Annotated in this window: 12 protein-coding genes; all 12 read left to right on the top strand. The window is 42.3% G+C overall.

Annotated elements, in window-relative coordinates:
* The first annotated feature begins 59 nt into the window (after positions 1-59).
* The 12 genes from ZPR_RS19225 (at position 60) to ZPR_RS19170 (ending at position 13671) form a co-directional block, all read left to right on the top strand.
* Complete coding sequence (locus ZPR_RS19225; protein WP_041579168.1) at positions 60-416, top strand: SpoIIAA family protein; 357 nt, start codon at positions 60-62, stop codon at positions 414-416.
* A 26-nt stretch (positions 417-442) separates the two neighbouring features.
* On the top strand, positions 443-2431 hold the full coding sequence (locus ZPR_RS19220; RefSeq protein ID WP_013073452.1) for a heavy metal translocating P-type ATPase: 1989 nt from the start codon (positions 443-445) through the stop codon (positions 2429-2431).
* A gap of 134 nt (positions 2432-2565) precedes the next feature.
* Positions 2566-4995, top strand: coding sequence for a multicopper oxidase domain-containing protein (locus ZPR_RS19215; RefSeq protein ID WP_013073451.1), 2430 nt, complete (start codon positions 2566-2568; stop codon positions 4993-4995).
* A gap of 196 nt (positions 4996-5191) precedes the next feature.
* Positions 5192-5839, top strand: coding sequence for a DUF2231 domain-containing protein (locus ZPR_RS19210; RefSeq protein ID WP_041579163.1), 648 nt, complete (start codon positions 5192-5194; stop codon positions 5837-5839).
* Between the two features lie 179 nt (positions 5840-6018).
* Entirely contained in the window at positions 6019-6597 is a 579-nt protein-coding gene (locus ZPR_RS19205) for a DUF305 domain-containing protein (RefSeq protein WP_013073449.1), read from the top strand.
* A 170-nt stretch (positions 6598-6767) separates the two neighbouring features.
* Complete coding sequence (lpdA, locus tag ZPR_RS19200; RefSeq protein WP_013073448.1) at positions 6768-8171, top strand: dihydrolipoyl dehydrogenase; 1404 nt, start codon at positions 6768-6770, stop codon at positions 8169-8171.
* Positions 8172-8268: 97 nt separating this feature from the next.
* Complete coding sequence (gene nhaA, locus ZPR_RS19195; protein ID WP_013073447.1) at positions 8269-9618, top strand: Na+/H+ antiporter NhaA; 1350 nt, start codon at positions 8269-8271, stop codon at positions 9616-9618.
* A 10-nt stretch (positions 9619-9628) separates the two neighbouring features.
* The gene (locus tag ZPR_RS19190) at positions 9629-10420 is read left to right on the top strand and encodes a cation efflux transmembrane domain-containing protein (RefSeq protein ID WP_217806691.1); all 792 of its coding nucleotides are present in this window, start codon (positions 9629-9631) and stop codon (positions 10418-10420) included.
* A gap of 45 nt (positions 10421-10465) precedes the next feature.
* The gene (locus ZPR_RS19185) at positions 10466-11146 is read left to right on the top strand and encodes a lipoprotein signal peptidase (protein WP_041579156.1); all 681 of its coding nucleotides are present in this window, start codon (positions 10466-10468) and stop codon (positions 11144-11146) included.
* Between the two features lie 2 nt (positions 11147-11148).
* A complete protein-coding gene (locus ZPR_RS19180) occupies positions 11149-12147 on the top strand; it encodes a sodium:calcium antiporter (RefSeq protein WP_013073444.1) in 999 nt (332 codons plus the stop codon).
* Between the two features lie 3 nt (positions 12148-12150).
* Positions 12151-12336 (top strand): hypothetical protein, encoded by a 186-nt coding sequence (locus tag ZPR_RS19175; protein WP_013073443.1) that lies wholly within the window; start codon positions 12151-12153, stop codon positions 12334-12336.
* Between the two features lie 18 nt (positions 12337-12354).
* Positions 12355-13671, top strand: coding sequence for an APC family permease (locus ZPR_RS19170; RefSeq protein ID WP_013073442.1), 1317 nt, complete (start codon positions 12355-12357; stop codon positions 13669-13671).
* Positions 13672-13677: the final 6 nt, after the last annotated feature.

The following is a 13677-nucleotide window of genomic DNA, read 5'->3' as shown; positions in this document are numbered from 1 at the left end:
ATCATTTGCACATACAACGCACTAATATTTTAAATAGATGAATATAAAGATATACAAATATGTTACAGATAATAAACTTGGAAAAAGAACACCTTATTGCCGCTAAAATCAGCGGGAAACTTACGGAAAAGGATATGGAAAAGATGCATCCGCTTATCCACAACATCATAGAAAAAGGCCATAAAGTGGACTTCTATTTTGAAATGGAAGATTTTAAAGGTTATACCCTTAAAGGCTTTTGGGAAGACCTAAAGATTGATTCGGCTCATTTGGGAGATTATGGCAAGATGGCCTTTGTGGGCAATAAAAAATGGCAGGAATTGGCCGCGAAGGCAACTGATTTTTTCATAAAGTCTGAAGTTAAATTTTTTGATATTTCTGAGAAACAACAGGCTCAAAACTGGATTAAATCTTAATTAACGATAACAAAACCATTAATAATATGAAAGACAAGGAAAAACACAGCAAAGGCGATGGCCACAATCACGACCACGGTGGCATCTTCGGTAAAAACACGGAGCTCTATTTTGCAATTTTAAGTGGGGTCACACTAATTACAGGTTTCCTGTTGGAAAAATATACAGGGGTTTCAGCTAACATCCCTTTTGGGCTCTATATTGCAGCCTACTTTTTTGGAGGTTATTTTACCCTAAAGGAGGCCATTACCAAAGTGTCCAAAGGCGAATTTGAAATCGATTTCCTGATGCTGGTCGCAGCTGCAGGAGCCGCCTATTTGGGCGAATGGGCAGAAGGTGCCTTGTTGCTGTTCCTGTTTAGTTTGGGTCACGCACTGGAAAACTATGCAATGGGCAAGGCCAAGAAATCCATTGCAGCGTTAACAGACCTTGCGCCTAAAACCGCACTATTAAAGAAGGATGACGATACCGTTGAAGTCGGTATAGAAGAGTTACAGATAGGTGATACTATCGTGGTACGCCCCAACAGTAAAATATCTGCTGATGGTGTTATTGTAAAGGGCAATAGTAGTATAGACCAGTCACCCATTACCGGGGAAAGCGTTCCAGTGGACAAAACACCAATAGAAAATCCCGATAAGGAATATACAGCAAAAAGCGATATTCCCGACGAGAACCGTGTATTTTCAGGAACTATCAATGGCAACAATACCCTCGAAATAAAGGTGATTAAAGAGGCAAAAGATTCTACCCTCAACCGCTTGGTCACTATGGTTCAAGAGGCCCAGGACCAAAAATCGCCTACACAATTATTGACAGACAAGTTTGAGCGGTACTACGTGCCATCGGTAATCTTATTGGTCATAGTATTAAATTTTGCTTTTTTGGTCATCGATGAAACGTGGAATGAAAGCCTGTACCGTTCCCTGGCGGTACTTGTGGCAGCCAGTCCGTGCGCGCTGGCCATTTCTACGCCATCTGCTGTATTGAGTGGTGTGGCAAGAGCAGCAAGGGGCGGGGTTTTGATAAAAGGCGGTCGCCCCTTGGAAGACTTAGGGGTACTTACCGCACTGGCTTTTGACAAGACGGGAACACTTACCGAAGGAAAACCAAAGCTTACCGACGTCGAAAGTTTTGGCAGTATAGATAAAAAGGAACTGTTGGAAATCGCGATTGCGGTTGAGGAACTGAGCGACCATCCCCTGGCAAAGGCTGTTGTAAGGGATGGGATGGAGCGGCTTGGGAAGGACACCAAGATTCCGGATGCCGATGATTTGGAGGCCGTACAGGGCAAGGGCATAAAGGCAAACTATCAAGGGAATTCCATTTACATAGGCAACCTTGAGCTTTTTGAGGATATTGATAAAGGTGTTCCCAGCGATGTATCAGAAAAGGTAAGAGCGCTTGAAGGGGAAGGAAAGACCACGATGCTAATAAAAAGGGGCAATGAATTTATAGGGATGCTGGGGCTGATGGACACGCCACGGGAAAAAGCCAAGGAAACCCTTGCCCAACTAAAGGAAATAGGCATCAAGAAAATGATAATGCTTACCGGCGACAACCAGAAAGTAGCCGACGCTGTAGCCGAGGAAATCGGTTTGACCGAAGCTCGCGGAAGTCTGCTTCCCGAAGAAAAAGTGGAGGCCATCAAAAAACTTGCGGAACAGGAAAATAAACTGGCAATGATAGGTGATGGGGTCAATGATGCCCCTGCTATGGCAAACAGTACCGTTGGTATTGCAATGGGTGCGGCGGGAAGCGACGTGGCTTTAGAGACCGCAGATATAGCACTAATGGCAGACAAACTGGAAACCTTGCCTTTTGCCATCGGTTTGAGCAGAAAAGCGAAGGCGATAATCAAGCAAAACTTATGGGTTAGCTTGGGGGTTGTTGCCCTTTTAATTCCTGCGACCATAATGAGTTGGGCAAGTATAGGGATAGCCGTGGCCATTCACGAGGGCTCTACGTTGGTAGTGGTGGTCAATGCATTAAGGCTTTTGGCTTATAAAAAATAAAAGTGATTTAGAAGCCTGTATTTTGTGATAAGTTCGGGTTGAATGTTAATCTATATTATTTCATTTCTGGTTAGATGGATATTATGAAAATTAGGAACCATATAAATAAAGTTTAATGTAAAAATAATTTATCAATGAAAACAACTCTATTTATCTATTTTGCCTTTTTATTTGCCGTTGGGTTACAGGCACAAACCGAACCTTCCGTAGAAGGGAATGTAGATAACCTGCCCGTAAGGGAATATACCCTTACACTGCGGGAAGAAGCTGTAAACAAGGCGGGCAAGGAGGTTATGGGAATGACTATAAATGGTCAGATACCAGGACCGACACTTGAATTTAATGAAGGTGAATACGCAGTAATCTATGTCAAGAACGAGATGAGCGTAGAATCATCGATACACTGGCACGGCCTTCTGTTGCCAAATTTCTACGATGGGGTGCCCTACCTGTCCACACCCCCCATTGAAGCCGGAGAAACCCTGAAATATGAATTTGCAATTAAGCAAAACGGTACTTATTGGTACCATTCCCATACCATGCTTCAGGAACAAAGTGGTGTTTATGGCCCTATTGTTATCCAACCAAAGGAAGAAACAGATTTGGAGTATGACAAGGAACTGGTACTGCTGCTTTCAGACTGGACCAATGAGAAACCTAGGGACGTAATGCGGTTTTTAAAACGGGGCACGGAATGGTACAACATCAGGAAGGGAACGGCCACACCGTTGAACCAGGTCATCAAAAGAGGCGCTTTGGGCGCACAATTTAATTTCTGGAGGCAACGCATGGAAAGTGCGGATATAGCGGATATTTACTATCCCGCGTTTCTGATCAATGGAAAGGAAAAGGTCGAATATCCCGAGTTCAAGCCCGGGGAGAAAGTACGTCTGCGTATTATCGATGGTTCTGCATCCACTTCGTTCTGGATGACCTTTGGTGGGGAAGACCCACTATTGGTTTCAGCCGATGGTAAGGACGTTGTTCCCGTAGAAAAGAACAAAACCTTTATTGCGGTTGCAGAAACCTACGATTTTATCGTGACCATACCGGAAACTGGCAAGTTGGAATTCAAGATTATGGCCCAGGATGGTTCCGGTACCGCAACTGCCTATCTGGGCCAGGGCACAATCGTTGCTGCCGCGGACGTTCCCAAGCCGGATAAAATAGGGATGATGCAGCAAATGGCCAAGATGAAGATGAGAATGGGCGCCCCGGCATTAAAATTTAGGCCCGGTAAGGTAGATCCCTATAAAATGGCCGAGGATTGGGGAATGCAAATGGACGAAACCATGCAGATGGAAGGGATGAACGATATGGCGCCCAATGCCGGATCGGAAGGTATGGGCAATATGAACAGGGAGAAGTCCAATATGAAAAAGGATTCCATGCAGATGGACCATTCCAAAATGGCAAAAATGGACCCGCCTGCCGGACGGGCAGGTATGGAAAAGGATCCTGAAAGGAAGGGACAGACTGGAATGGATGACATGAAAATGGCTGATATGGGTGGAATGAAAATGGGGGAAACGGGAGATATGCAGGGAATGAGCCTTTTTTCACAATACAATTATGATTATTTAAAAGCCCCCGAAAAAACCAACTATGATCCCGATGTGCCCGTAACAGAAATCCTATTGAACCTGACCGGAAACATGCAACGGTACATCTGGAGTATGAACGGTGTGCCCCTTTCCGAAGCGGATAAAATCAAGATAAAGGGGGACGAGGTAACCCGGATTACCTTCAATAACCTCACCATGATGCACCACCCTATGCACCTGCACGGTCATTTCTTTAGGGTCATCAACGAGAACGGGGAATATTCCCCCCTAAAACATACGGTGAATGTACCCCCTATGCAAAAGGTAACCATTGAATTCTATGGCAATGAATACGGCGACTGGTTTTTCCATTGCCATATTCTATACCATCTGGTAGGCGGTATGTCCCGCATAGTAAGCTATGGTACGCCACGTGACCCTAGGATGGAAGAATATCCTGTGTCCAAACTTATTGATGAGACCGACCAGTACTACTCTTGGGGTATGGTGGATGCCGCTTCCAATATGACCGCATTGAACCTGGTAAGTTCAAACATACGCAACCAGTTTTCCCTGAGGGCCGAATACGGCTGGAACAAAAATATGGAAGTAGAAGCGGCTTATGACAGGTATCTATATGATTATTTGACCGTTTTTGGTGGTGTGAATATTGAAAATGGAATGGAGGATAGCCTTGAGGAGATAACAACTACTGCCATTGCCGGGATTCGGTACCTCACCCCTTACCTCTTTACCCTTGATGTTCGCATGGACAGTAAGTTGCGGCCACAGATAAGTTTGAGTCGTGCCATATCGATCTTCCCAAGGACCATCTTGTTTGGAACCTACGAGTACCAGGCAGATTTTGGATGGGTGGATGAGTTGCCACAAGGGGATAATTTTAAAAAAGAAATTACCTGGAGTACCGGTATAGAATATTTCTTATCCAAGAATTTTTCGCTAATGGGCAGTTATGATAACCGCTTTGGTGCGGGAGGTGGGCTATCATTAAGATTTTAAGACCAATTATCAATTAATCAATAACTCAAAATCTATAAAAATAAAAGCCGCTGAATGACTTTTACAAAACAGGTTCAAAGAAAACCCAAGGCAAGGGTGCCAAAGAAAGGATTCCATCTTGTCCTGTATGCCATGATTGCGGCCGTAATTATCTGTGATATAAAAACTGAACGGAAATTAATTTAAAACTATAATTATGAACATTAGGAACATTTTTTTGAGCCTGGCAATAATTGCCGTGATCGCGTTTGTAGCCCCTTCTTATGCTATAGGCATAGAGCCCAGTAACGTTGATGTCACCGAACTAATGACCGTCCCATCTGTAGCCATGCAATCAGGGAATGTGCAGGCAGACTTTGATGAATTTCCAAATTTGCACCCTATGGTGGTTCATTTTCCCATTGTGCTTTTATTGTTCGCCGCCATTTTGCAATTGATCCAACTATTCGTTATGAAACACACTATGGATTGGGTCATCCTGTTAATAGTGGGATCTGGATTTATAGGGGCCTATGTAGCAGGCACTTTGGTTCATCCTGATACCGAGGGACTTACCGAAATGGCCAAAAAAGTACTGGAAGAACACGATAAATATGCCAGCTGGACCGTGTGGTCAAGTGCCGTCGCGGCGGTAATGAAATTGGTAAGCCTGTTTTGGTTTAAACTAAGACGCGGTTTCGAGATTGCCGTGTTGCTGGTGATGGCATTTTCGGCCTATTCCGTATCCCAGGCGGGTCACTACGGCTCACAACTGGTATATATTGAAGGTGTGGGCCCACAAGGAAAATACTTAGGTAGTGAAACTGAAGAAGGCCAAAAGGAAAGCAGTGAACATTCACATTAAAATTAAAGGATGAAAAAAGGATTTATTATCACGAGGCCCATATTGGTTTTGGCATTAGACGCCGTAACCACTCAGCACCCACTGCTGTGGTAGACTTTGGGTAGGTTCCGATTCCTTGCTGTCCCAAATTATCCAAATGGTCAACGATTAGTACAAACCTATTAAAAAATCAAAAACAAATGAACTCAAAAGAAAATAATCACAAAGAAATGAAAAAAGGAAATTACGCAAAATTTTTTGCAATGATTGCAACCGCCATGGTAGCAATGTTCTTCTTGATGTATACCAACTCTTACCAGATCATTGATCATTTCTGGTTCAGTGAAACAAGGCTTTTTATGACGCTGGTCATGGCCGGTTCCATGATTATCATCATGCTGTTGTTTATGCTCAATATGTACAAGAAGCGTAGTGCCAATATCGCCGTCATTTCGTTGGGTATTTTGCTCATTGCCGGGGGCATTGGACTGGTGAGAAGCCAGATTACTGTTACAGGTGTTGATTATATGGAAGGTATGATTCCGCATCACTCCATAGCTATTCTTACAAGTGAGCGTGCCCAGATTAAGGATATACGGGTAAGGAAACTGGCTGATGAAATTATCAAAGCCCAACGCAGGGAAATAATGGAAATGCAGTGGTTGATCAATGACATTAGAGAAAATGGTGTAGTAGAAACAGAAGATGAAAGGAAAAAAAGGCCTGTGCCCGAGTTTGAAGGTTTGCTTGATGAAGAAACGCAAAATCTATACGAATAACGCACGAAGGCCCTCCATTGGTTGTTACCTTCAAGGTGGCGAAGTTGTTGGCGTATAAAGAATTGGAAAATTGAAAAAAATATATTGAAAATAATCAAAATAGACTGCCCTTCAGAAAGGCAAATAATTCGAGTGAAGCTGGAAAGATTTGATCTTAAAAAAACAGAAAAATGGATAAATATGATTTAACAATTATTGGTTCCGGTCCGGGTGGCTATGTGTGTGCCATACGTGCTGCACAACTGGGCTTTAAAGTGGCCATAATCGAAAGGTACAACACGCTTGGCGGCACCTGCCTTAACGTGGGCTGTATCCCGTCAAAAGCCTGGTTGGAAGCCTCTGAGCATTATTACAAACTCAAGCATCAATTCGAAAATTTTGGGATTGATGTTAAAGAGGCCAATGTCGATATCCTGAAAATGAACCAAAGGGTTCAGGATGTGGTACAGGAAATCATCAATGGTGTTGATTATCTGATGAAAAAGAACAAGGTTGCCGTCTATCAAGGCCACGGCACCATCAAGGACAAAAACACGATTGAGATTAAGGGCGGGGACAAAACGGAAACCATAACAACCGATAAAATCATCATTGCCACAGGGTCCAAACCCGCTTCACTGCCCAATATTAAAATAGACAAAAAGCGTATCATCTCTTCCACCGAAGCCCTTGCCCTACAGGAAATCCCCAAGCACTTAATGGTCGTTGGGGGTGGCGTTATCGGTGTTGAGATAGGTTCCGTATTCGCCCGCCTGGGTTCAAAGGTTTCCATAGTAGAATATTTTGATAGCCTTATCGCCACTATGGACGGCGCACTGGGACATCAATTGCACCGTTCCCTTAGAAAACAGGGAATTGATTTTTATTTGGAACATAAGGTGACAAACGCAACGGCAACTGAGGATAAAGTAGAATTGAAAGCGGAAAATCTTTCCGATAAAGAAGAAATGAGTTTAGATGGCGATTACTGTCTTATGGCCATTGGCCGAAAACCATACACCGCCAGTTTAGGGCTTGAAAATATAGGAGTGGAAACCAATGAGAAAGGACAGATAACGGTAGATAAAAACCTTGAAACCAATGTCAAGGGTGTGTATGCCATTGGGGATGTAATCCGGGGGGCAATGCTTGCCCATAAAGCCAGTGAAGAAGGCGTTTTTGTAGCCGAAAGCATAGCAGGTCAAAAGCCACATATCAATTATTCCCTTATCCCAAATATCGTGTACACCCAGCCTGAGGTCGCCGGTGTAGGCTTGACGGAAGAAGAACTGAAGAAGACCAATAGAAGTATAAAAACGGGCTCTTTTCCCTATAAGGCAAACGCACGGGCGAAGATAAGTATGGATACGGATGGTTTTATCAAGGTAATCGCAGATAAGGAAACCGATGAGATATTGGGCGTGCATATGATAGGCCCTCGCATAGCAGACAGTTATACCGAAGCGGTGGTAGCGATGGAATTTAGGGCGGCTGCCGAGGATATTGCAAGAATGTCACACGGTCACCCCACATTTTCCGAGACCTTTAAGGAGGCCTGTCTGGCAGCTACCGAAGACAGGGCGTTGCATATTTAAAGTTGACCTAACAGTAAGTTCTTAAAAATTAAGACGCTACTGAGCTTTTTGAAATATTAAGGTTTAAGTAATGAACTCAAAAAACAGATAAGATAAAATGGGACAATCAGTTCGAAATCAATCCACTATTGGGTATATCAGGGAAACGGCAACAAAGTTCCTCGACAGGGAAACAGCTGGGGGGATTTTTTTAATAATTGCTACTATAGTTGCCCTTCTTTTAGCTAATTCAAAGTGGGCAGGTGCCTATCATCATTTTCTTGGCGATGAATTGCTTTTTGAATTTTCCGAGCATCTTAGTTTTGGGCTAACAATTGAAGAATGGATCAATGATGGCCTAATGGCAATTTTCTTTTTGGTTGCCGGCCTTGAATTGAAGAGGGAGGTTATGGTGGGGGAATTATCTTCAATTAAAAAAGCCTCAGCCCCATTGTTGGCAGCTTTAGGTGGCATGGCAGTTCCGGCCCTCATTTTTATTAGCCTAAATTTAGGCACTGAAAATATAAAGGGTTGGGGCATCCCTATGGCTACCGATATCGCATATTCACTAGGGATTATTGGCCTACTGGGAAAAAATGTCCCCAGGCAGTTAAAAACATTTTTAATAGCCCTCGCTATTGCTGACGATATAGGTGCCATATTGGTGATAGCATTGTTTTATAGCAACGAGTTGAGCTGGATATACCTTGGATCGGGCATGGGGGCATTTGGGTTATTATTATTAATGAATTGGACTGGGATCAAAAATTTGATTTGGTATATTATTATTGGGATCATCTTATGGTATTGCTTCCTTAATTCGGGGATCCATCCAACTATTGCGGGAGTACTTTTTGCCATTACCATTCCAATAGTGCCCAAATTAGACAGTAAAATATTAAAAGAAAGGACCGCCACAAACGTTACTAATCTTGAGAAAACAGAGCTGGAAAAATTAAATCCTCTTCAGGATAAAAAACAACAAATAATTTTAAAAGCTATTAAAACAGATACTGAGAATTCAAGGCCTCCTTTGCTCAAACTGGAAAATTCCCTTGTTGATTTCAATACTTTCTTTATCATTCCAATTTTTGCAGTCGCGAATGCGGGAGTAAAGCTCGATGTAAATTTAATTGAGGTTGTTTCCGGTTCTTTAGGGCTGGGGATCCTTTTGGGATTAGCTATTGGGAAAGTAACAGGGATTGGTATTTTTACATTGATCGGGCAAAAACTTGGAGTTTCCGAATTACATATTACACTAAACTGGAAACATATAATTGGAATTGGTATGATCGCGGGAATTGGCTTTACCATGTCCCTTTTTATTACCAATCTCGCATTTAATGATCAGGAATTGATTAAAATTTCGAAAATAAGCATTTTGATAGCTTCATTACTTGCAGCTATTGGCGGTGCGGTAATTCTCTTATTAACTTCCAATAAAGGAAGGAAAAATATAGTTAAGTGATATGGGAGAAATGAACAAAAGTACTTTTATAGTAAGTCAAATGGACTGTCCTTCAGAAGAACAGATGATCCGGATGAAATTGGAATCTTATGCTCAAGTGAAATATTTGGATTTTGATATACCCAATCGAAAACTTGAAGTATATCACCTTGAAGGGAATGAGGAAATCAAAGCCTCGATTTCAGAATTAAAATTAGGTGATAAATTTATGGGGACCGAAGAAGCCGAGCCTCCCGTAATAGAAGACCAATCCAAACAGAAAACAATCCTTTGGTGGGTCCTGGGGATAAATTTCGGCTTTTTCATTATCGAAATGACCACGGGGTGGATTTCTTCTTCTATGGGCCTAATTGCAGATTCTTTGGATATGCTGGCAGATTCGATAGTATATGCGCTAAGTTTATTTGCAGTAGGTGGTGCCATTTCCAGAAAAAAGAAGGTGGCAAAATTCAGCGGCTACTTTCAAATTGCATTGGCAACACTTGGTTTTGCAGAGGTATTAAGAAGGTTTTTTACAAGTAGTGAAACACCAATGTTCGAATGGATGATCATAGTTTCCATTTTAGCCTTACTGGGGAACCTTATTTCGCTCTGGTTGATAAATAAGGCCAAAAGTAAGGAGGCGCATATGCAGGCCAGTGCTATTTTTACGTCCAATGATATCATCGTAAACGGCGGGGTGATACTGGCCGGGGTGCTGGTCTATTTTCTGGATAGCAAATGGCCCGATTTGGTAATTGGCGGCATCGTTTTCACGTTTGTAATGCGGGGCGCCATAAGAATTTTAAAATTATCTAAATAATGCAAATATATGTTGCACAAGACGTTGGGCAAGAATAAGGAAATTATGAATAAAAGTAGTGTAGCATTATTAATTTTACTGTTGTTGGTAATAGACCAGGCCATAAAGATTTATGTGAAGACCCATTTTTATTATGGCGAGGAATATTTTGTGTTTGGCCTGGATTGGTTTCGCTTACATTTTTTGGAGAATGCCGGCATGGCCTGGGGCTTTAAATTTGGCGAAGGTTATCTGGCCAAATTTGTTTTAATACTATTTCGCTTCGTAGCCGTTATTTGGGGGACCTTTTATATCAAAAAGATGATACGTGAAGGATATGCAAAAGTCTTTATAATCTGTGCCGCATTTATATACGCAGGTGCATTGGGCAATTTGATTGACGGTGCATTTTACGGACTGATTTTTGAAAAAAGTGATCCCGCACTTCGCAATATTGCAGAAATATTCTCCTCAGGCGGTGGTTATGCCGGATTTTTAAATGGCAATGTGGTGGATATGTGGTACTTCCCTATTATTGATACAAGGCTTCCGGAATGGCTGCCATTATGGGGAGGTAATGAATTTACTTTTTTCGACCCTGTATTCAATACCGCAGATGTTTGGATTAGCACGGGAGTGATTTTACTCCTGATCTTTCAAAGCCAACAAAAAAAAGACCAGAAAATATCGGATAAGAAAAAGTTGAAATATACTGAAAGTAACAGGACAATTATAAAAATCGATTAGTTATGAACGCTTGGCTTTGGGTAGTAGTATTGGGATTGGCAGCTTGGGCTGCCCATTGGGGTGCTGATCAACTCCTTACCCCTTTAAAGATGCTGCGCAAACAATGGGGGCTTACTGCTTCTGCAGGGGCAGCTTTCCTGGCTATTGTAACAGCGAGCCCTGAAGTGGCGATAAATATTACGAGCGCCGCCCGTGGGGTATCTGATATCGGGTTGGGGAATTTGCTTGGTTCCAATATCATTTCCATTCCGCTCATGGTAACCATTGCATACTTTGCTTCCAGAAGAAAGTTTAAAAACAATAAGGAGCATCAAAAACATTTGGATGCCAACCTGCTGGCCCTGAACAAACGTTCCGTCTCGGTATTATCTATCCCCTATCTGGTAATTATCGGGTTGGTGGCTATATTAACGCTTCCCAAAGCCTGGCGTGGATTACAACCCATTGATGGGTGGATCATGCTGGCTGCCTATGCGGCTTTTTTAACGCATGCCATTATAAAAGGCAGGGAAAAGGGTCAGAAGGTAGAATGGGATAAAAAGAAAATATGGCTTTCGGTTGCAGGGGCCCTGGCCATAGCCGTGGGGGCTTTTTTTATTGTAAAAGCTACCGAAAATATTGTTTCGGCACTGAATATTTCCGAAATTGTTGGAGGGTTGTTTATCACCGGAATTATGACTACCGCCCCTGAAATATTCAAAACATGGAGTGTGGTAAAGGGAGGTGAAGTGACTGCGGGTACCACCAGTGTGATTGCAGATAATGCCGTTACCATGACAGTGGCATTTTTCCCCCTGGCACTGGTAACGACCCCAATCGAAGATTTCCAGTTGTTTTGGGTCAACCTGGCTTTTGTAGGACTGATGCCGCTTTTATATTCAGTATTTGTCCATCAAAGCAAGGAACTTCACGGGTTCAGCAGATGGCAGATATTCGTTTTCGATGCAGCGTATATTGTATATCTTTTAACTATGGTGTTTTTTGTTCTAAAACTATTTTAAAAAATGAAGGAGGATTTATTTAAGGATTACCAGGAGAGGCTTAATGTGCTGGATGAAAATATTAGAGCAGTAGCATTAAAATATGCAAGGGATTTCTATTTGAACAAAAATTGTTCAAAAGAAGAGGCTATTGAGCGTGGCATCGTAAAGGCAGAGATGGAAAAAAGGAATTTAGATAGAAATGGATAATATATTACTAATAGTATTATGGCAGAATTAAAAAAATCTCTGGGTACTCTTCGCCTTACTTTTTATGGTGTAGGTACCATTGTTGGTGCTGGAATATATACTGTAATTGGTGCAGCCGCTGGACAGGCGGGAACAGACCTTTGGTTGAGTTTTATTTTTGCCGCCATTGCGGCCAGTGTCTCGGCAATGTCGTATGCAGAGCTGTCCTCTACCTATCCTAATGCCGGTGCAGAATTCATTTTTGTACGGAAAGCTTTTCCAAAAATCGACATTCCATCTTTTCTAACAGGTTGGACGATTGCATTTCACAGTTCGGCCACCATCGCCGCGGTGCTACTTGCTTTTTCAGGGTATTTCAATACGTTTTTTAACATCCCTTCCTTACTGGTTAGCTATGCTGTGCTACTGATTCTTGCATTTATAAGCATTACGGGCATCAAAAAATCATCTACCGCCAATATCATTATGGTCAGTATTCAGCTATTGGGATTGTTTATTCTTATTGCGGTCGGACTTTTGGAAACAGGACCACCAAAATCAGAATTTTTTAAAGTGGAGTCCTTTTCCGGCACCCTGGCAGCGACTGCTACCTTATTTTTTGTTTATACCGGCTTTGAGCATATGGCAGCATTGGGTTCCGAGGTAAAAAATCCGGGCAAGACGATTCCGAGGGCATTTTTATTGACAATGGTGTTTACCACAATTATATACCTACTAATATCTTTTACGGTACTCAATATAAGTGACCCCGCAGAAATAGCAAAGGTAAATTCCCCATTGTCGCTGGCCGCTTCAAATTTAAATTCCTGGTTGCCCGTAGCCCTGGCAGTTGCGGCACTTTTTGCTACGGCTAATGCGGCTTTTAGTGGCATTATTTCCATTAGCAGGTTGCTTTTCGGTATGGCAAGCGTGGGCGAGCTTCCAAAATTTATGACCAAGACCAATGCACAGAAAGTACCCTGGGTAACTACACTGGTGGTTATGGCTGCGGTAGCGGCATTTTTGTTATTGGGAGATATTAAAATTGTCGCAGGAATGTCCTCTTTAGGGGCGTTACTCGTTTTTGTAGCTGTGAATATTGCACTCATCGTTTTGCGTTATAAAGCACCTGACAAAGAAAGACCTTTTAAAGTTCCCCTTTCCATAGGGAAAGTACCTATCCTACCCATTTTGGCCATAATTATTAGCCTGTCTCTGGTAGTTCAGTTTAACTGGCAGGTGTATGTTGCTTTTGTGGGAGCAATTATAGTGGGCATCGTGCTGGATTATTTTTTGGACAAAAAGTCAAAGAATGAGATGGATCCCGAAAAAGAAAAAGAACTGTTCAACCATTAAAATGAA

The organism is Zunongwangia profunda SM-A87, assembly GCF_000023465.1.
Taxonomy (GTDB): Bacteria; Bacteroidota; Bacteroidia; order Flavobacteriales; family Flavobacteriaceae; genus Zunongwangia; species Zunongwangia profunda.
Note: the sequence above shows the minus strand (reverse complement) of the source record. Positions and strands in the feature narration are given on the sequence as shown.